Origin of the sequence: Novosphingobium rhizovicinum, assembly GCF_040813635.1 — a bacterium.
Taxonomy (GTDB): Bacteria; Pseudomonadota; Alphaproteobacteria; order Sphingomonadales; family Sphingomonadaceae; genus Novosphingobium; species Novosphingobium rhizovicinum.
In genome coordinates, this window is record NZ_JBFNXR010000052.1 from 260,615 (window position 1) to 278,268 (window position 17,654).

At 62.8% G+C, this 17,654-nt stretch carries 19 protein-coding genes; 8 read left to right on the forward strand and 11 right to left on the reverse strand.

Going from position 1 to position 17,654, the window contains the following annotated elements; translation table 11 throughout:
• Nucleotides 1-67 precede the first annotated feature (67 nt).
• The 5 genes from ABUH87_RS15405 to ABUH87_RS15425 form a co-directional block, all read right to left on the reverse strand.
• Nucleotides 68-592 carry a MarR family winged helix-turn-helix transcriptional regulator gene (locus ABUH87_RS15405; RefSeq protein WP_367774981.1) on the reverse strand — a complete coding sequence of 175 codons (525 nt, stop codon included), beginning with the start codon at nt 590-592 and terminating at the stop codon, nt 68-70.
• A gap of 129 nt (nt 593-721) precedes the next feature.
• Nucleotides 722-910 (reverse strand): Cif family virulence factor, encoded by a 189-nt coding sequence (locus ABUH87_RS15410; RefSeq protein ID WP_367774982.1) that lies wholly within the window; start codon nt 908-910, stop codon nt 722-724.
• 72 nt (nt 911-982) lie between these two features.
• A complete protein-coding gene (locus ABUH87_RS15415; RefSeq protein WP_367774983.1) occupies nt 983-1,648 on the reverse strand; it encodes a carboxymuconolactone decarboxylase family protein in 666 nt (221 codons plus the stop codon).
• 161 nt (nt 1,649-1,809) lie between these two features.
• Complete coding sequence (locus ABUH87_RS15420; RefSeq protein ID WP_367774985.1) at nt 1,810-2,112, reverse strand: alkylphosphonate utilization protein; 303 nt, start codon at nt 2,110-2,112, stop codon at nt 1,810-1,812.
• A gap of 114 nt (nt 2,113-2,226) precedes the next feature.
• Nucleotides 2,227-3,231, reverse strand: coding sequence for an MBL fold metallo-hydrolase (locus tag ABUH87_RS15425; RefSeq protein ID WP_367774987.1), 1,005 nt, complete (start codon nt 3,229-3,231; stop codon nt 2,227-2,229).
• Between the two features lie 222 nt (nt 3,232-3,453).
• Here ABUH87_RS15425 and ABUH87_RS15430 point away from each other — a divergent pair, with 222 nt between their 5' ends.
• Nucleotides 3,454-3,624: a glycine zipper domain-containing protein gene (locus tag ABUH87_RS15430; protein ID WP_367774988.1), complete on the forward strand. Its 171-nt coding sequence runs from the start codon at nt 3,454-3,456 to the stop codon at nt 3,622-3,624.
• Between the two features lie 84 nt (nt 3,625-3,708).
• On the opposite strand, the gene ABUH87_RS15435 is transcribed toward ABUH87_RS15430, so the two are convergent.
• On the reverse strand, nt 3,709-4,059 hold the full coding sequence (locus tag ABUH87_RS15435) for a response regulator (protein ID WP_367774989.1): 351 nt from the start codon (nt 4,057-4,059) through the stop codon (nt 3,709-3,711).
• A 426-nt stretch (nt 4,060-4,485) separates the two neighbouring features.
• On the opposite strand from ABUH87_RS15435, the gene ABUH87_RS15440 reads away from it, so the two are divergent.
• The 4 genes from ABUH87_RS15440 to ABUH87_RS15455 all read left to right on the forward strand — a co-directional run bounded on the left by ABUH87_RS15440 (nt 4,486) and on the right by ABUH87_RS15455 (nt 6,467).
• Nucleotides 4,486-4,692 (forward strand): cold-shock protein, encoded by a 207-nt coding sequence (locus ABUH87_RS15440; RefSeq protein ID WP_367774990.1) that lies wholly within the window; start codon nt 4,486-4,488, stop codon nt 4,690-4,692.
• Between the two features lie 176 nt (nt 4,693-4,868).
• Entirely contained in the window at nt 4,869-5,078 is a 210-nt protein-coding gene (locus tag ABUH87_RS15445) for a hypothetical protein (RefSeq protein WP_367774991.1), read from the forward strand.
• 147 nt (nt 5,079-5,225) lie between these two features.
• The gene (locus ABUH87_RS15450; RefSeq protein WP_367774992.1) at nt 5,226-5,558 is read left to right on the forward strand and encodes a DUF6481 family protein; all 333 of its coding nucleotides are present in this window, start codon (nt 5,226-5,228) and stop codon (nt 5,556-5,558) included.
• A 105-nt stretch (nt 5,559-5,663) separates the two neighbouring features.
• Nucleotides 5,664-6,467, forward strand: coding sequence for a spermidine synthase family protein (locus tag ABUH87_RS15455; RefSeq protein ID WP_367774993.1), 804 nt, complete (start codon nt 5,664-5,666; stop codon nt 6,465-6,467).
• Nucleotides 6,468-6,613: 146 nt separating this feature from the next.
• Here ABUH87_RS15455 and ABUH87_RS15460 read toward each other — a convergent pair whose 3' ends face one another.
• The 3 genes from ABUH87_RS15460 to ABUH87_RS15470 form a co-directional block, all read right to left on the reverse strand.
• Nucleotides 6,614-7,162, reverse strand: coding sequence for a hypothetical protein (locus tag ABUH87_RS15460; RefSeq protein ID WP_367774994.1), 549 nt, complete (start codon nt 7,160-7,162; stop codon nt 6,614-6,616).
• 84 nt (nt 7,163-7,246) lie between these two features.
• A complete protein-coding gene (locus ABUH87_RS15465) occupies nt 7,247-9,514 on the reverse strand; it encodes an NADP-dependent malic enzyme (protein WP_367774995.1) in 2,268 nt (755 codons plus the stop codon).
• A gap of 151 nt (nt 9,515-9,665) precedes the next feature.
• Entirely contained in the window at nt 9,666-10,970 is a 1,305-nt protein-coding gene (locus ABUH87_RS15470) for a cytochrome P450 (RefSeq protein ID WP_367774996.1), read from the reverse strand.
• Between the two features lie 242 nt (nt 10,971-11,212).
• Here ABUH87_RS15470 and ABUH87_RS15475 point away from each other — a divergent pair, with 242 nt between their 5' ends.
• The 3 genes from ABUH87_RS15475 (at nt 11,213) to ABUH87_RS15485 (ending at nt 14,983) form a co-directional block, all read left to right on the forward strand.
• Nucleotides 11,213-12,415 carry an AAA family ATPase gene (locus ABUH87_RS15475; RefSeq protein WP_367774998.1) on the forward strand — a complete coding sequence of 401 codons (1,203 nt, stop codon included), beginning with the start codon at nt 11,213-11,215 and terminating at the stop codon, nt 12,413-12,415.
• Between the two features lie 107 nt (nt 12,416-12,522).
• On the forward strand, nt 12,523-13,584 hold the full coding sequence (locus tag ABUH87_RS15480) for a ParB/RepB/Spo0J family partition protein (protein WP_367774999.1): 1,062 nt from the start codon (nt 12,523-12,525) through the stop codon (nt 13,582-13,584).
• A gap of 64 nt (nt 13,585-13,648) precedes the next feature.
• On the forward strand, nt 13,649-14,983 hold the full coding sequence (locus tag ABUH87_RS15485; RefSeq protein WP_367775000.1) for a replication initiator protein A: 1,335 nt from the start codon (nt 13,649-13,651) through the stop codon (nt 14,981-14,983).
• Nucleotides 14,984-16,023: 1,040 nt separating this feature from the next.
• On the opposite strand, the gene ABUH87_RS15490 is transcribed toward ABUH87_RS15485, so the two are convergent.
• The gene (locus ABUH87_RS15490; RefSeq protein ID WP_367775001.1) at nt 16,024-16,848 is read right to left on the reverse strand and encodes a universal stress protein; all 825 of its coding nucleotides are present in this window, start codon (nt 16,846-16,848) and stop codon (nt 16,024-16,026) included.
• 97 nt (nt 16,849-16,945) lie between these two features.
• Nucleotides 16,946-17,599: a YoaK family protein gene (locus tag ABUH87_RS15495; protein WP_367775002.1), complete on the reverse strand. Its 654-nt coding sequence runs from the start codon at nt 17,597-17,599 to the stop codon at nt 16,946-16,948.
• Nucleotides 17,600-17,654: the final 55 nt, after the last annotated feature.

The following is a 17,654-nucleotide window of genomic DNA, read 5'->3' on the forward strand; positions in this document are numbered from 1 at the left end:
CGTCACTCAGACGCATATACTGGAACTCCGCGGCCCCGAACAGCGGCCCCGAATAGCGGCCCTGGACTCAGCGACCTTGCGGAGTCAGCGCTTTGATGCAGCCCAGCAGGCGCTCCATTTCACGAAAGAGCACCTCTGCCTCAGCATCGCTGAAGTGCTCCGCAAGACCCTCTGCCAGCGCATCCGCCTTTTTGCGCACTTGCGCGGACAGCGAAATCCCGGCTGGCGTTGCCGCAAAGATCGGAGCGCGCTTGTGGCGGGGATTGTCCACCGCCCGGACCAGATCCATCTCCACCAGCTTGTTCATGGCTCTCTGCACCGATTGGCGTGAATAGCCCAGAATGCGCCCCACCTCGGACACGGTTGGCGCCTCTTCAGCCTCGCAAACGACGGACAGCGAGAGCGCCTCGAGCAGAACCAGTCCGAACCGCGCATGGGGCCCGGCGAACAAGGTGCGTAAACTGCCGTGCAGCCGATAGACCATTCCGATCACGGCCGAACGGGGATCGCGCGCCTGCCTGAGAGGGGCAGCACCTTTCACGCCGTTGGCGGAGTTTGGTTCAACAGCTGAACGGCCCGAACGTCTCGTCATGTGCAAACCACACCTAGTCGCCAGCCTGACCGACCGCAACCAGTTCACCCGGCGTTCAGAGAGAAAGTCTTGCCCGTGATGGCGTGATTGCAGGTACTTCTACGGCTACTCCGAATGCCGGATCGTGGATCAGATCGCATCCCACCGTTCGCCAATCGCGGACTTCCCCTGGATCTCGGCGTCTCGAGAAATCCGCACGCCATCGTCCGCCCAGCAGGAGAGGTAGAGGTCGCGATCCTGACGCATCGCCGCGTCGCTGTAGATGCCGTACAATTCGCGCACGGCCAGCCGATCTTCGCAGGAACCTGAGAAACTCATCGGCCTGCCTTTCGCGCTGCGCACCCTTACCGCAAGATCCGCGAGGGATAATGGATGCGACAGCCCGGTCTTTCAGCCTGTAGCCAGTCCTGGATTGCCGGGTTCGAGCCGAAGCTTCAGCGCGTTCTGGAAGTAGGCCGTAGCGGTGAACTGGCCGACAAGCACCAGCAACTCGAACGTCTGGCGGTCATCGAATGTGCTCGCAAGCTCAGTCCACGTGGCGTCGCTGACCATCGCGCCGGCGTGTAACTCCTCCACGGCCCGAAGAATGGCGCGCTCATGCCGATCCCAGCCGGGCGCTTCCGATCCAGTTCGAATGCGTTCGATTTCGTCCGTTGTGAAGCCCATGCGCCTGGCCTGGTTCACGTGCTCCCCGTACTCATACGGAGCTTGGCAGAGCCAGCCCGTGCGCAGGATCGCCAGCTTACGGTCACGGGGAGGCAGGCAGCTGCCGGGGCCCTGCAACTGCACCGTCACGTCCATGATGCTTCGCCACAGATCGGGAAAGCGGCAAAGCGTGAACATGATCTCCGGAATGGAATTCAGCGGCAGCTGCGGCGGTTGGTCCGAACCGGTGATGCCGCAAAGCAGGTGGTTGGTGTCGGCGATGACCTGCTCTGCCACTGCGCTTCGCTCACGGGGCGCGATGCGTGGAGCAGCACCGAGGATCTCCTCGTGACGGGCTTGGATCTGCGTATCGAGAGCCAGTTGATCGCTGCTCGGCGGCACTTCTCTCATACAGCTCCTTTGGCGTCAGACGCGACTGTGCGGCAGCTCAGCACCCTGAAGGTGCGACCGCAGTTTGTTCTTCACCTTGTTAGCATTGCAAGCGTCGCGTCAAGCCCGTCGGAGCCGATGGCCAGAATTTCGGGCCTTGCCAAAACCGGCGGCAGGAAGCTTCAGCGCTTGCGAACGAATTCTGCCCGCAGGACCAGCCCCTTGATCCCTTCGAACTTGCAATCGATTTCCTGCGCATCGCCCGTCAGGCGGATCGCCTTGATCAGTGTGCCCCGCTTCAGGGTCTGCCCTGCCCCCTTGACGGTCAGGTCCTTGATGAGAGTGACCTGGTCGCCATCAGCCAGGACGTTGCCGACAGCATCGCGCACCTCGACCACAGACGAGGCGGCGCGCTTTTGGGCCTGTTGAGAGGCTGGCATCCACTCGCCACTCTCTTCGTCGAATACGTACTCTTCGTCCTGCATGAACCCTCCAGTCCCGCTTAGCATAGACCGTCCGGGGCTTGGCGCCAGTCTGGAGAGCCTGTTCGTCCCACTCGGACGATAAGGGCCTGGCCAAGCTGTTACCTCAAGCTCGGATCAGCCGGCGAATGCACTCGCCACTTCCGCAAGAAGCATCTGCTCGCAGTCCTCGTAGCGCGGGGAAAAGTGGAAGGGTTCCAGCCTGCGTGCTCCGCATGACCGCCCGATCTCGCCCGCTGCTGTGGTGGTAAGGTGCGCCCTTGCCGCAGCGCGGTCGGCGTCGGCACGGGTGAAACTCGCCTCAATGAACAGGGTGTCGGCGTCACCGCATAGCTCGGCAATGGCAGTTCGATTGCCCGGCGTGTCGGCCACGTCGGTGACATAGCCCACCTTCTGCCCGCGCTCGACGCTGACCAGCGGCCGCAGCTCACCCAGTTCGCGGGTGCCTTCGTTGGGGAGCGCAACTGGCGTGTGATCCGGCAAACCGTCGCGCACTGCTGCCTTGAGCGCCTTGAGCCACGGACCGACCTCCAGCCCTGCCGCCTCGACGCGGTTGCGCCAGACGTTGACGCGGACCGGCTCCTCGATCGCGAAGCCGAGACAGGGACCGTGGTGCGCCAGGATGGCCGTACAGAGCCGCCAATGCGGTGTCTCAAGCACGGCGCCGCTTTGGACTGGAACCAGGCCCTCGGCTTCGGCGGCGAACCGCTGAGAGAAACGAAAGCGCGTGCGCTTGACGGTGTCCGGTGCTTCCACCTCATGCACGACGAACGACAGCTCCGTCGTATATCGGTCGACCAGATCCCAGGTGTACCCGCCCAGCTTCGCGCCCACACAGGCGGCAAGTCCCACCGGACCGACAATGTCGACCTGCGCGTCGCGGCCTACATTCACCCGGAGCAGCGCATCGAACCCGATAAAGTGATCCATGTGCATGTGCGACACGCCCACCGCGCCCACCCGAAGCAGGTCGCGGGCGCTCAGCCTGGCCAGGTCGCCGAGGTCCAGCAACAGCGCTCTACGCTCATGGGCGACCTCCACGAACAGCGCCGGATCACCGAAGCGCCCGTTGACCAACCTCGGTCTTAGCGTTGAGGTCACCAGCTTGTTCGTGCGAGCCACGCCTCCGACAATTCCCTGTTTGGCTTGCCCCCGCCGCTGGTGAACAGACCGTCACCGCTCGGCTGTTCGGGCATGGCCGTGCTCATCGATGCTCTCCTGCATTTTGTAGCAATGATCTGCCGGTCCATCCGTTCCGTACGCCGGCACCAGCACCTTTTCTGCCGATCCGCGGTTTCCCGGACCTACGGGCCCTACTTCTGGGTGTTTTACCGGAGGACGCTGATGAGCAGAAAGAGCGAGCGGAGCGCTTGGAGTAGCGGAGGCTACATCGGGTTGGGCATAGCCCTTGGCGCCGGTTTTGGCGTTCCTTTCGACAGCATTCCGATCGGCGCTGTCGTGGGTCTGCTTGGGGGTGTCATCGTGACTGGCCTCGCCCGGGCCAAGTCAGACTAGCAGAAGGTCTTACGCCGGCCAGTCACAAGTCAGCCCGTTGCGCACCGGCTCGGGCGTCCAGTTTGGGTTTACGCGTAAGCTTCATCAGCAATTGATGACAAATCGCGCTATGGTGGCCCTGAAGCGGTCTTCCTCGAACGGCTTGTCCATCAGGCCGTCATAGTCGTACCCGTGCAGTGCCTCTGCATTCCCGGTGATGAAGATGGTAGGCACCCTGCCCAGCCGGCGCCGGATGCTTGTCACCGCGTCCGGGCCGTTGCCGGTAAGCAGCTTCACGTCCGAGACGATGATATCGGGCTTGCGATCCATCGCGGCACTTACGGCTTCCAATTCGGTTTGAGCGTAGGAAATGCTCTTGGCGCCGGCCTGCTCCACCAGGTCGCCGATGTGAAATGCGATCACCGCCTCGTCTTCGATGATAAGTGCATGACACATTTGCGGCTCCTCTCGAAGGGGGTGAATACACGGAGAGAGCAAAGCGATCCCCTTCAGGGACAGACGGATAATTTTAGACGCCGGGCTGAGCCACCCATCAGCCAAATAGCCATTCACCGGTGATTCGGGCGCTTGGCGCTCGTCGTGACAATTCAACTCATCTGAGTGGAGAAGATCGCCCGTCAGCCATCCTTGCGAGCGAAGCTCACAGCTGCCGCACAGCCAGTTCAAAGCAAAAGACTCCTCATCGCGAGGTGTTTCATTGCTCTTTGGCCTAAAATGCCTTACATCATAAAACGCTGACGTCGCACGCGACGGACTTTCAGGGGGCCCTGCCCCCGCTTTGTCCCAAACTAGCCTCACCGAAGCATAAACGCGCCACTACTCGGCGCATACCCGTTCTACATGGGACAAGGATACCTCATCATGACCACCGGCACCGTAAAATTCTTCAATGCAGACAAGGGCTATGGTTTCATCGCGCCTGAAAACGGTGGTGACGATGCCTTCGTGCACATCACCGCAGTTCAGCAGGCCGGCATGAGCACGCTCGATAAGGATCAGCGCGTCTCCTACGATCTGGAGACCGATCGCCGCGGCAAGACCTCGGCTGTGAACCTGCAGGCCGCTTAAGGCTCGCTTCCTGCTGCGGTGGCACCAGCCGGCCGCAGCAGGCTCCAAGCTGGAGCGTCTCCACTTTGAGCGGAAACGCTCCAGATCTTCGGATGCCGCATTTTCCCAACTTTTGACCGTCCGCGGTCAAATAGAAAATGCTCAAAGGTCGCTGAAAAAAATCAAGGAATTGCACCATGTCTGATCCCACTTCGCGCCCCTTCCTCATCAACAAGGATGCCGCAGGGAACTATCGCCTCACAGTCAGAACGACACGGTACAATTCTCGGGGCTATCCGTTGGTCTCTTCTGCTTTGCAGGAAGAAACCTTCAAGACAGCCAATGCAGCCCGCGCCTACGCACGGGAACACTTCCGCGCTCAGCCGGGTGAATATACCACCAAGTAAGCCCTCGGTCGCACAGGCAATTGGTCGGTACCGGACGGCAATCCTCACGCAAGGAACGCCGGTCGGCCGAACCGCCAGACGACCCGGCAGGGCATTGTCGTTCACGCCAGTGCGACGACAACACACGAAAAGGACAGCACTATATCCATGCCTGCATACAAAGCACCCAGCTTCGAAGAGCGCCGTGAGGCTGCCGCCAAGGCCAAGGCTTCGGCACTTGCCAAGTTGCGCGCCAAGCCGCCCGTCGATGAAGCGGTGCTTGCCGCCCGGACAGCCGCTCGGCTGAAGCGGGAAGCGGCTGAAGCGGAAAAGCGAGCGGCTGCACGACAGACCAAGGAAGACGCAGCAGCTGCAAAGCGCCAGGAGGCACTTGATGCCGCAGCGGCCGCTGCCGCGATCCCTCCCGCGCCAACCGAAGCCGAGCGCAAGGCTGCGCGCGATGCCCGGTATGCGGCTCGGAAAAAGCGCAAGTCCCGGTAACAGCGCCTGGTGCGGGTCGCACAACACCACGCTTCTTCTCAATACAGCGATACAGCCCCGGAACACCGGACGCGTTGAGCAGCTCGATTCAGGATACAGAGATTTATGAGCGAGTTGCGCGAACCATCGTTCTGCGTTGAACCAGCAGCGCCCGTCTTCGCCCTTGCAGAGCCCGGCAGCAAGCCTGCAGGGCATGCACCGCAACATGCAGCCCAAGCGACATCGTCGGACGAGCAAAGGACGCGCGGGATCCTGGTCGATACCGCCGATATTCCCGGTGGCGGTCAGCTTCAGCTGGTCCGCTACGACGATCAGTTTGAGATCATGGTGGGCGAAGACCAGCTGATGAGCAGCTGGGACAGCCGCTCGGAAGAAGCGCTTGCATCGATGGTTTGCCAGCGCCTTGGCAACAGCGCGGAACGCGTGCTGATTGGCGGACTGGGCATGGGCTTCACGCTCGCTTCCGCCCTGGCAGGTCTGCCCGCCAGTGCCGAAATCGTGGTCGCGGAACTGGTGCCCAAGATCGTTGACTGGGCCGCTGGTCCTCTGGCCCCGATCTTCGGCAAATCGCTCTCCGATGCGCGGCTCTCGTTGAAGATCAAGGACGTGCACGATGTGCTCGTCGAAGAGCCGGCAGGCTACAACGCGATCCTGCTGGACGTCGACAATGGACCGGACGGCTTGGTTCACCTCGCCAATGAGCGGCTCTACTGCAACTGGGGCCTGCGCACGGCTTACGCAGCCCTGCGCCCGGGCGGAATACTGGCGGTATGGTCGGCCTATCCCGACACCAGCTTCTTCACACGGCTGACGGACGCCGGCTTTACGGTGGAAGAGCACACGTTGCCGTCGCAGATGTCGCCAGAAGATGCTCCGCACGTCATCTGGCTCGCCGCCAAACCCGCATAGCACGCCGGCTGCGTCCGGAGTGCCTACTGCAGCGCCGACGGCTGCCGTGTGGACGAACGCCAAAGGAGGCTTTTGGTGCGCTTTTCGCCACAGCGTTCAGCGTGAAGCCAAAAAGTAGACGCTTCATGTCCTGGCCTGAACAACGCTTATGAGTTGCAGGCGACCTTGTTGAGCAAGTAGCGGGCGAACGGCCTTTCAGCGCTCGCTCCGTCCGTCATCACAATCTGCCATTCAAGGCGATCACCCGTCCGGCGCCACCGATTGACGAAGTCAGCTTCCGGATAGTCATAGGTGATGTCAAAGCCGCTATTGAAGCTTTCGCCGCGCCCAGATGCGGTGAAGGCACCTCCGAAGCTGTCTGCCCAGAAGCCAGTTACAGAATCCACAGCGGAATCGGGCTGCTTGCTGGCACCACCAAAGACCAGGTGCGCCGCATACTTGTCGCTGGGATCAGCGATTGCGTTACTTTCGGCATCCAGCGACAGCATCGCGTCGTGAAGGATCAATTTCGCTACGGCCGCCATTGTCACAGGCTTGCCCATGACTTCGCCGCGCCCTTCCCAACACCCGGCAATCGCCCCAACCCCGGTCGGAACCGGCGCTGTTCCCGGCTCTGCTGCGTTTGCCTGGAACGCAAGCGCGAACGAAGCCGCGGTGACATAGAGCCTCTTCTTGAACACCGATCCCCCCTGCATCCCTAGCCGCCCTTTAGAACGCGCTATGAGCAAGGCAAGGTTTGCCCTTCCACTCGCCGCTCACCTTGTAAGTGTCCGCGCGCTCTAGCGCCGTTGTCCCACTTCCGCGGCTGCGATCGTCGTCAGGTTCACGATGCCCCTTGCGGTTGTGAGCGGCGTCAGGACGTGGATCGGCTGTGACAGCCCGACGAGCATGGGCCCCACGATGGGCGATTGCGACGAGGCAGACAGAGCCGTCAACGAGATGTTGGCTGCATCGAGGTTGGGCATCACCAGCACGTTGGCGGGGCCTTCGAAGCGGCTGTCGGGCACCAGGCGCTCGCGGATGGGCTGTGACAGCGCGGCGTCGGCGTGCATCTCCCCATCCACCAGCAGATCCGGTGCGGCCTTGCGCACGATCTCCAACGCCTTGCGCATCTTGCGTGCGCTGGGGCTGTGCGAAGTGCCGAAGCTCGAATGGGACAACAAGGCCAGGCGCGGCTCCAGCCCGAAGTTGCGGACCGCACCGGCAGCGAGCACCGTCATTTCGGCGACCTGCTCGGAACTCGGCTCGGGTACCATGTGGGTGTCGGTAATGAACAGGGCTCCCGCTTCCAGGATGAGCCCCGAAAGCGCGTAGACCCGGCTGGCCTCCGGCACACGGTCGATGATGCGCAGGACGTATTCGATCTGGCTCCAGTATTCGGAATTACCTCCAACCAGCGCGGCATCGACATGGCCGGTCTTCAGCAGCATGGCCGCCGTGACAGTCGGACGGCGGTAGACATGACGCGTGATCTCGGCGGCCGGAACGCCCTTGCGTGCGGCAACGCTTCGGTAAGCCTCGATAAGAGGGCGGATGACATCGTGATCCGTCTCGGGATCGATGACCTCCACGTCGCGGTCCAGTTCGAACCGAAGCCCCAGCGCCGGGAGACGACGCTCCAGGATCCTGCGCCGCGCAACAATGACGGGCCGCGCGATGCCGTCGTCGAGCGCAACCTGAATGGCGCGCAGGACGCGATCGTCCTCCCCCTCGCCGTAGGCGATGCGCGTGCGTGAGTGTCGCGCCGCTTCGAAGACGGGCATCATCAACTGCGCAGAGCGGGTGTTCTTCTGGCTCAGCGAACGCCGATAGGCTTCGATATCGAGCGTGCGCCGCGCGACGCCCGTGTCCATGGCCGCCTTTGCCACAGCGGGCGCGATCTCCACGATCAGGCGCGGATCGAACGGAGTGGGGATGATGTACTCCGGCCCGAACTGCAGCTTCTGTCCGCCGTAGGCCTGCGTCACCGCTTCGGGTGCCGGCTGTCGCGCGAGGGAGGCGATCGCCTCCGCCGCGGCGACCTTCATCGCCTCGTTGATGGTGGTCGCACCCGCATCGAGCGCGCCGCGGAAGATGTAGGGGAAGCAGAGGACGTTGTTGACCTGGTTCGGATAATCGGAGCGCCCGGTCGCAACGATGGCATCGGGGCGTGCGGCCTGGGCAATATCGGGCCTGATCTCCGGCTCGGGGTTCGCCAGAGCAAAGATCAACGGCCGCTCAGGCAGCAGCGGCAGCCATTCCGGCTTCAGCACACCCGGCGCGGAAAGGCCCAGGAACACGTCGGCATCCGGCAGCACTTCGGGCAGCGTGCGAGCGTCCGTATGCCGGGCATAGCGTGCCATGTTCGGCCCCATCCCTGCGCGCCCGGAATGGACGACACCATCCTTGTCGGTCAGCGTCACATTCTCGGCCGCAAGCCCCATCGACACGAGAAGGTCGACACAGGCGAGCGCGGCGGCCCCGGCACCGGACGTGACCAGACGCGCTTCCGCCAGCGTCTTGCCCTGCAGGACCAGCGCGTTGCGGACAGCAGCAGCGACGACAATGGCGGTGCCGTGCTGGTCATCATGGAACACCGGAATGTTCATCCGCTCTCGCAGCGCGGCCTCGATGGCGAAACACTCAGGCGCGCGGATGTCTTCCAGATTGATGCCGCCGAACGTGGGCTCCAGCAGGGCGACCGCTTCGATGAACTTTTCAGGATCGGTCGTGTCGATCTCGATGTCGAAAACATCGATGTCCGCGAACTTCTTGAAGAGGACGGCCTTGCCCTCCATCACCGGCTTCGACGCCAGGGCGCCGATCGCACCGAGGCCCAGCACTGCCGTCCCGTTGGTGATCACGGCTACAAGATTGCCGCGCGCGGTGTACTCTTCAGCTTTCGACGGGTCGGCTGCGATCTCTTCGCACGGCGCGGCTACACCGGGGGAATAGGCCAGTGCCAAATCGCTCTGGTTGACCATGCGCTTGGTCGGCTCGATCCGCAATTTGCCGGAGCGAGGGTGACGGTGGTATTCGAGCGCGGCACGGCGCAGCGTATCGTCCATTGCAAGCCTTGGTCATGATTTCGAAGAAGCGCGGGAAATCATGAAGGGACGCTGCCGCGCTCCATGTCAAGCGGACAGGCGCCCGATTCCGTCATTGCAGGTCCGTCGATCGAGACAGGCAGGCAGGTAAAGCCCCCCGCGGGAGGCCGGCTCACTGCAATCGCACGTGCAGCGCCGACACACCGCGCTGCTCCAACCCGCCCGTCACGAAGGGCTCTTCGAAATCCTTGTCGAGCCGCAGGTTCGGGAACTCGTCAAACAGGCGGTTGATGGTGACCCCCATCTCCACGTGGGCGACGAACCTGCCAAGGCACATGTGCGCGCCGATCCCGGTGCCCAGATGCTGCTGGAATGGCCGGTGGAGATCGAAGACCTCCGGATTATCCCAGCGCGCCGGGTCGCGATTGGCGGCGCCCAGACAGATGTCGAGGATTGAACCTTTGGGGATGAACACGCCGTGGAACTCTGTGTCGGCAGCGGCCAAGCGAGTGAAAAGCGGGTTCGTGGGGTTCCACCGCAGGGATTCCTCGATAGCGGCATCGATCAACTTACGGTCCTCACGCGCCGCGTGGTACTGGTCCGGGTTCGTGAGCAGAGCCAACAGAACGATGCCGAGCTGGCGCCATGTGGTACCGCCGCCGGCCAGCAGGATCAGCCGGGCAAAGACAACCACCTCCTGATCGGTCAGGTGGCGCCGCTCTTCCCCCGGCGGGTCGATCTCAGCTGCGAGCAACCAGGATATGATGTCGGTGCCCGGCTCCTGATGGCGCAGTTCGATCTGCTCCATCAGCATGCGCTGGACGGTGGCGTGCGCTTTCATCTGCGTCTCGATGCCGCCCTTGTTGGCGGAGGTCTGAAGCAGCGCGTTGCGGAACACGAGTGCGTCCTCGCCTCTCAGGCCGACCGCGCGGGTAATCGTGTGCACCGGCACGCGTGCGCAAAGCTGCAGGTTGAGCTCGGCCCTGTCCTGCCCGTGAAGCGCGCGCACGAGATCATCCACAAGTGCATCGATGAAGTTCTCGCGCCACCACTTCTGCGCCTTGGGCTTGATGAAGAGTGACTGCACTGCGCGCCGGAATGCGTGATGCTCGGGGTTGTCCATCTCCAGGATGCCGTAGGGCTTCGGGCCGTCGCCGCTCGGCCGATCGAGACTGTAAAGGTTATTCGAATAGTTCACGTTGTCACGAAACGCCTGGTCGCATGCCTCGAATGTGAAGCAGGTGAACCCTTGCCGTTCAAGCGCCCCCTTCTGGCGATGAAACGCGGGGAGGCCGAGGATCTGACGCAAGAAGCCCTCCTGCACCGCGCCCTGCTCGCGGGCGGCGTTCATCAGCGGGTAGGGATCGACATCGATGTAGTTGCCGACTTCTTCGGCCTCACGACGCACATCGTAGAGTTCGTCATAGAGTTCATCGTCGCCGGTGAGAACCTCACCCGCGCTGGCGCTTGTGGTCATGCCGTGCTCCTCTCTATGCACGTCGGTTTTACGGGCGTGCTGCTGGAGCATTTACCGGAGTGGCAGCGCTATGTCAAAATACTGAACTCCCGTTCGCATATGCGAATAGGGCAGTGCAGCGGTATGGAGGCTCGCCTAGCGAAAGCGTGTAGGAAGACGCGCTGAAACAAAGCGATTTCGCCATTTGCGATCTGAACGATATCCGCTAGAGTTGAGCATAAAATGGTTCAGCGGGGTTCAGCATGGCCGAATCGAATGCAATACTTTCCCAGATTGGCGATCTCGCGCAAGCTGGGGAGAAGATGATCGAGCGGCTGCGCCGCAAAGCCTTCCTCCCTGAAAGCCGCAAGGGCCTGAACGTCCGCTTTGGCATCGCGGAAGCCGCTCAGTTGCTCGGCTGCTCGACCAATCGCATCCGCATGGCAGAGGACGATGGCCGCCTCCCCCCTCCTCCGGCAGGAGAAAACGGGCGGCGGATCGGCTATTCCATAGAGGAACTGCTCCACATGCGCGAGGTGCTCGGCGCCTCCCCTGCCCGTGCGCCGCTGGACGTGCCGGCGATCATCGCAGTCCAGAACTTCAAGGGCGGCGTCGGCAAATCCACGGTGACCACGCACCTGGCCCACTACTTCGGTGTGCAAGGCTACCGTGTCCTTGTGGTCGACTGTGACAGTCAGGCGACGACCACCACCCTGTTCGGCTTCAATCCGCACTTCAACATCACGCGCGAAGAAACCCTGTATCCCTATCTCTCGATAGACCCGACACAGGCGGACCTGCTCTACGCGGTCAAGCGCACGCCGTGGCCGAACGTCGACCTGATCCCCTCCAACCTTGAGCTGTTCGATGTCGAATATGAACTCGCCGCAGCGGGTTCGGACGGGCAATCGGTACTGGCGGCTCGTTTTCGCAAGCTGAAACAAGGGCTTATGGATCTTGCCCGCGACTACGACGTGGTGATCCTCGATCCGCCCCCTGCCCTCGGCACCATCAGTCTTGCCGTGATGCAGGCGGCGAATGCGCTGCTTGTCCCGCTTGCCGCCACGACGCCGGACTTCTGCTCCACCGTGCAGTTCCTCTCGATGATGGACCAGGTGCTGGACCAGCTCACCGGCGCGGGGATCGACGTCGACTATTCGTTCGTCCGCCTCATCTGCTCCAAGTTCGACGGCAACGATCCCAGCCACGAGATGGTGCGCACGATCATGGAGCAGACCTTCGGCCCTGCCCTGCTCCCGGTGCCGATCCTCGACAGTGCCGAGATCAGCCACGCCGCGATGCGGATGATGACGGTGTACGAACTGGAAAAGCCCATCGGCACGCCGCGCACGCACAAGCGTTGCCGCGCCAACCTCGACGAGGCGCTTGGTCAGCTCGAGCAACTGGTGCGGACCGGATGGGGACGCAGCCAGAAGGTGGATGAGGAACTGCTGGTCAATGGCTGACCACCCCTCAGGACACGGCACAGCCCGCAAGCTGCGGGCATTTGTGCTTTCCTACACACCATTGTTCACGTTATGTTCCGCCCGTCTGACTGTCTGAGGTACGTGCCATGGCTCGCAAGCAATCCGATTACCTCGCCGCTCTGCTCTCCGACGATGAGGGATCGTTAGCCGCTGAGGCTGACAAGCCGGAGACTGCCCCGCCTCCCCTTCCGCGCGCGGAACGCACGCGGGGAACCACTCTGCTGGGCCGAGAGAGCGCACTGGCCCGCGTGGCCAGCGGCGAAGTTCGCCAGGTTACGCAGCTTCTGCTCGACCCCGCGCGGGTCCGCGTGTGGCCCGGCAATGCTCGCAGCTATGCCCACTTGTCCGAGGAATCCTGCCGCGAACTGATCGACTCGATCGTCGCAGAGGGCGGACAGAAAGTGCCTGCGGTGGTGCGGCGGATCGAAGGCGATCCCGACCATGATTATGAGGTGATCGCCGGCACGCGGCGCCACTGGTCGATCTCATGGTTGCGCCGCCACTCGTACCCCGACATGCAGTTTGTCGCGCAGGTCGCTCAGCTGGATGACGAGGCGGCATTCCGGCTCGCAGATCTTGAGAACCGGGCCCGCCAGGATGTCTCCGACCTGGAGCGCGCGCGCAACTATGCCGAGGCGCTCAAGGCGCATTACGGCAGTCACCTCACCCGGATGGCGGAGCGATTGAAGCTGTCGAAGGGATGGCTTTCGAAGATGCTCAAGGTCGCCGCTCTACCCGATGCGGTGGTGGCCGCCTTCGCATCGCCTGCCGATGTGCAGCTGAAGCCGGCGTATGCGCTGGCGCAGGCTCTGGACAATAGCGACAAGGCTCCCGCGATCCGCAAGGAAGCTCAGCGGCTGTCCAGGGAGCAAACGGCCAGGCGCGCAGAGGGGCGCCCTGCCCTGCCCGCAGCTGACGTGCTGAAGTCGCTGCTCGCCGCTCCGGAAACCGATCGCTCCCAGCCCAAGAACGCGACTGTCGTTCTGGCGCGCACGGGGCGGCCGGTCATCACCCTTCAGTCCAGCAATCGCCAAGGACTGACGGTGCGCCTTCATTCCGGTTCCGGCGCCAATCATGAAGACGTAGCGAACTGCCTGCGCGATCTCCTCGCGCAACTCGAAGAGGAAGGCCGAGGGTTGAAGCCGTGATAGGCAGACAGCCCCCTGCCCTCACTACTGTTTCCCCGGGGAAACAGTCCTGAAGGGAAACGAAGTGAGCCGCCCACGCGAAGCTACCAGCAGCGAGCAGTTCGATCTGTTCCTGCCCTATGTCGCCAACATGCCGATGCGCGACCAGCGCGAGATGATGGAGCGGCCCTTCTTCAGCCTCGCGAAGTCCAAACGGATCAAGCCGATCGATTACACCAGCCCCGACGGCAAGGTGCATGTCCACGTATCGGCAAATCCTGATTATGGAATGGCGACGATCTGGGATGCCGACATCCTGATCTACTGCGCCAGTGTGCTGGCGGATATGGCCCGCCGCGGCGCCAACGATATCCCGCGCAAGCTGCACCTGATGCCCTACGACCTGCTGCGCGCGATCGGCCGCCCCACCACTGGGCGCGCCTATGAACTGCTGGGTCAGGCTCTGGACCGCCTTGTCTCCACCACGATCAAGACGAACCTGCGTGCGGAGAACCGCCGCGAAGCGACGTTCTCCTGGCTCGACGGGTGGACGCAGCTCGTGGACCAGAAAACTGAGCGGTCGCGCGGCATGACCATCGAGCTTTCGAACTGGTTCTGGGAAGGCGTGATGATGAAGGGCGGCGTGCTCTCCATCGACCGCGCTTACTTCGACATCACCGGAGGTCGCGAACGCTGGCTATACCGCGTGGCGCGCAAGCATGCAGGCGGGGCAGGGGAAGGGGGCTTTGCCATCACTATGCCCGTCCTGTTCGAGAAGTCAGGCGCGGAAGGCCAATATCGCCGCTTCAAGTTCGAGATGCTCAAGCTGGCGGAGAAGGATGATCTGCCTGGCTATGCGCTGAGCGTGGAAACGGCCAAGGACGGTGAGCCGATGATCCGTATGCGCCGGGTCGATGGCAAGGGCGGCGCAGAGATCGGTCTTGCTGCCAATCCAGCGCTGGAAGGGGAGGGCGGGGCAAGCCAACTTTCCGGCACGCCAGAAGCCTCAAGCCACACGAATGAAGCGGTGGAGACCGCTCGGCCCCGAGCTGCGGGACCATTCCGCAAAGCCAGTGCGCGTTCTCAACGGCCCGACGGAAAGGCCAGAGGGGCACAAACAGCGCGATCAGGAGACGAGAGTGTTTCCCCGGGGAAACAGGACGACATCATCGACGTGCGCATGCTTATCCGGTCCACGGTTGCCGGGCTTTCCGATGCCGCGACCCGCGGCTTCATGACCGACGAAACAATCGACCTGCTGCGCCGCGAGTGTCCGGGGTGGGATCTCCATACCCTTCACGCCGAGTTCGAGCGCTGGGTATCGGCCAGCCCTGAGCGTACACCCGCAGACTGGCAGCGCGCGTTCGTCGGATGGGTGCGGCGCCACCACGCAAAGCACCGGAACCAGCTGCGCGGCTAGACCTCAGCTTGGCCGCGCAGCCCGAGCAGCCATTCGCGAGGTCAGCGCGAAGGCCTGCGAAGGATCACTCGTACCGCTCTATGGTAACGCCGACCCTGTCCCCGAGGTTCCATTTCCCCACTCTTTTCCCTAGCCATCTGCGCTCCGCAGTCCGATCGCAAACGAGAGGGGGCCACCCGTTCCCGAAGTGTCGCGTCTGGGAGAACTCTTCATGCAGTGCCGTCCGACAGCCCGTCATTGCCGCAGTTTGCGCCCTCAGATTGAACGTACTTCGGCGGGATGCTGGCGAAAGTAATTCAATCGACGCTGGAGGGGACAGACCATCGACACACCGGGAACGTCTTGAGCCTCGCAATCGACCTTTCAGGAACACCCCGACGACACTCCGGGAACGCAGAACTCGATCTATCAGGAACGGTGCCACGACCTTTCAGGAACAGCCACAATCCTCCGACTCGCGCCAAAGCGGGCCTCCACAAGGCTCAGAGTGCAGCCTAACCTTTTCTAACCTACTTCTAACGCCCTCTAACCTTCAGGAAGCTCATGAAGGGGTTAGATAATGGGACGATGCACCTCAGGCACAGCCCTTTGCCTGCGCGCAACTGGCAGTGCTGCGCGATCCGAAGGCGAGGCTGCGCGTCCTCATCTGCCGAGAGATGCCGCTATCGCCATGACCGACGGCAAACGCGAATGGCGCGAATACCGGCATGAGCACACGCTGCGGAGAACGACCGAGCGCTACAATGTGAGAACGAACAGAGAACATAAGTTGTGCTCTCCGCTATCTCTGCGCGCAAATCGGTTTTAAGCCTCACAGGGCGCGTTGGAGCCCTCTCGCGGGGTTCGGGGTGCCTCGCCCCTCCAGAGCTCTTCTGAGGCCCCTCCAGGCGGCCTGGCGGGCAGCATCAGCCAAGTCCCCGATCCCGGCTGATGCCTGGCAGTGCCAAGCACCTCGCGTCCCTCTCACCCGCCGGCGCGATTGTTCACCGAGGGCCAAGGCGGGCCCGTGCGTACTCCCGAAAGCGGACCAGCCGCGAGGGTCAGTGGGAAATCAGGACAGGGAGAGCAGGCGCATCGAGGATCGAGCGCGTCACACCGCCTAGAACGAACTCGCGTGCTCGTGAGTGACCGAAGGCGCCCATAACCAGCAGATCCAGTCCTTCGCCTGTGCAATAGCTTTGGAGAGCGGCCGCCGCATCCATTCCGTCTGCAGGTACGTTGACGGACTGCGCGGTGATCCCGTGCCATTCCAGATTGCGGATGACGTCGGCAACAGGTGCGGTCTTCGACAGGTCCTTGTCACCCGTGATCTGGACGATCTTCACGACCGATGCGCGGTGCAGCAAGGACATGGCATCTGAGAGCGCGCGCGCCGCGACGCTGCTGCCGTCCCAAGCAACGGCAACCCGGTCCAGGCGTTGAGCGGAGGCATGCGGCAGGAGGAGAACGGGATGCCCGCTCTCAAATACCAGCCCCTCCGCGACGGAGCGCGTCTCCGCATGCCCGTAGACGGGAACCACCGTCAGATCGTGAGTCCGCGCGCGGATGGCGAGTTGCCATGGCGTCACCATCCCGGGGCATTCCACGACGGTGCATTGGCCAAGACGGTCTTGCGGAAGGATCGCCTTGAATGCTGCGACCAAGATCTGTGCGTTTTCCTCGCTCCTGCTGTTTTCCGCAGCGATCGTGCCATCGACGTTCAGGAGCGTGTTGGCCAGCCAGCTGGATACCGGAGGGATGTGCACCTGACAGACGCCGAGGGAAGCCTTCGCATCCAGCAGGTTCGCCAGCGCTGCCATGGCTTCCATGGCCCATTCCGGCGTCGGTTCGGGATGGCTGTTGGCCTGCAGTAGGATGTCGCGCACCGTAGTCTCCTTCAGTCACCGCCTGCGCGGCTTGCCGTCCTGCATAGCGCCTATCCGTGGAAAACAAACAAAGGTTATGTCCTTCGTCCGGAGCGGATTATGGCTTGAGGGCAGGGCGGGTGGCTTCGAGCGGGTAGGCGGCCACTGTCATGGCTGCGCACCAGAGGGCTGCAGTCCAGAAACCCAGGGGCAGGTCGTGCACTGCCGTGAATGCGCCTGCTCCTGCGCCTGCGACGAGGCTGGCCCACAGGAGCAGGTAGGGCAACCAGTCGGACGGGCCTTGCCCCCGTATAGCGCCCGCCATTCGTTGACCGGCGCGCACCAGCGTACCGGTCATGTAGGTCAGGCCGATACTCACCTCTCCCTCTCGCAAAAAGACGTTGTTCAACGCTCCCATTCCAAACGCGAGCAGCATGGCGGCTACGCTGATCTGGCCGGAGGTGACGAGCGCGGCAGCCGTGCAAAGGGCGAGGGTGGAGATCAGCAGCACGAGGGACTTGCGTCGGGCCGGACGCAAGGGAGCTATCAACGCGCCTGCGACGACGCCCGCCACGAATGAGGCGATAAGGGCGGTTGCCAGCAGAGCGAGATGGCTACCGTCCACCGATGCGACTGCGAGCCGCGTCGAGTTCCCGCTCATGAACGAGACGAACAGGCCGCCGGTGCCAACGAACGCGACTGCGTCGACAAAGCCGGCAAGCGCCGCCAGCGCCATGGCGAAGATCCGAAAGCGTCGTTCGTATCCGGTCATCTGATCACCGCGTCGCGATTGGGTGAGAGAAGCGGTATTTCACTATAATGCCCGT

Bases quoted from the DNA above. Each gene is read 5' to 3' on its own strand.
- ABUH87_RS15415 (WP_367774983.1), bottom strand. From the start codon at position 1,648: ATGAGAGAAGTGCCGCCGAGCAGCGATCAACTGGCTCTCGATACGCAG.
- ABUH87_RS15410 (WP_367774982.1), bottom strand. From the start codon at position 910: ATGAGTTTCTCAGGTTCCTGCGAAGATCGGCTGGCCGTGCGCGAATTG.
- ABUH87_RS15445 (WP_367774991.1), top strand. From the start codon at position 4,869: ATGTCTGATCCCACTTCGCGCCCCTTCCTCATCAACAAGGATGCCGCA.
- ABUH87_RS15455 (WP_367774993.1), top strand. From the start codon at position 5,664: ATGAGCGAGTTGCGCGAACCATCGTTCTGCGTTGAACCAGCAGCGCCC.
- ABUH87_RS15435 (WP_367774989.1), bottom strand. From the start codon at position 4,059: ATGTGTCATGCACTTATCATCGAAGACGAGGCGGTGATCGCATTTCAC.
- ABUH87_RS15475 (WP_367774998.1), top strand. From the start codon at position 11,213: ATGGCCGAATCGAATGCAATACTTTCCCAGATTGGCGATCTCGCGCAA.
- ABUH87_RS15430 (WP_367774988.1), top strand. From the start codon at position 3,454: ATGAGCAGAAAGAGCGAGCGGAGCGCTTGGAGTAGCGGAGGCTACATC.
- ABUH87_RS15460 (WP_367774994.1), bottom strand. From the start codon at position 7,162: ATGCAGGGGGGATCGGTGTTCAAGAAGAGGCTCTATGTCACCGCGGCT.
- ABUH87_RS15480 (WP_367774999.1), top strand. From the start codon at position 12,523: ATGGCTCGCAAGCAATCCGATTACCTCGCCGCTCTGCTCTCCGACGAT.
- ABUH87_RS15495 (WP_367775002.1), bottom strand. From the start codon at position 17,599: ATGACCGGATACGAACGACGCTTTCGGATCTTCGCCATGGCGCTGGCG.
- ABUH87_RS15450 (WP_367774992.1), top strand. From the start codon at position 5,226: ATGCCTGCATACAAAGCACCCAGCTTCGAAGAGCGCCGTGAGGCTGCC.
- ABUH87_RS15470 (WP_367774996.1), bottom strand. From the start codon at position 10,970: ATGACCACAAGCGCCAGCGCGGGTGAGGTTCTCACCGGCGACGATGAA.
- ABUH87_RS15405 (WP_367774981.1), bottom strand. From the start codon at position 592: ATGACGAGACGTTCGGGCCGTTCAGCTGTTGAACCAAACTCCGCCAAC.
- ABUH87_RS15420 (WP_367774985.1), bottom strand. From the start codon at position 2,112: ATGCAGGACGAAGAGTACGTATTCGACGAAGAGAGTGGCGAGTGGATG.
- ABUH87_RS15440 (WP_367774990.1), top strand. From the start codon at position 4,486: ATGACCACCGGCACCGTAAAATTCTTCAATGCAGACAAGGGCTATGGT.
- ABUH87_RS15465 (WP_367774995.1), bottom strand. From the start codon at position 9,514: ATGGACGATACGCTGCGCCGTGCCGCGCTCGAATACCACCGTCACCCT.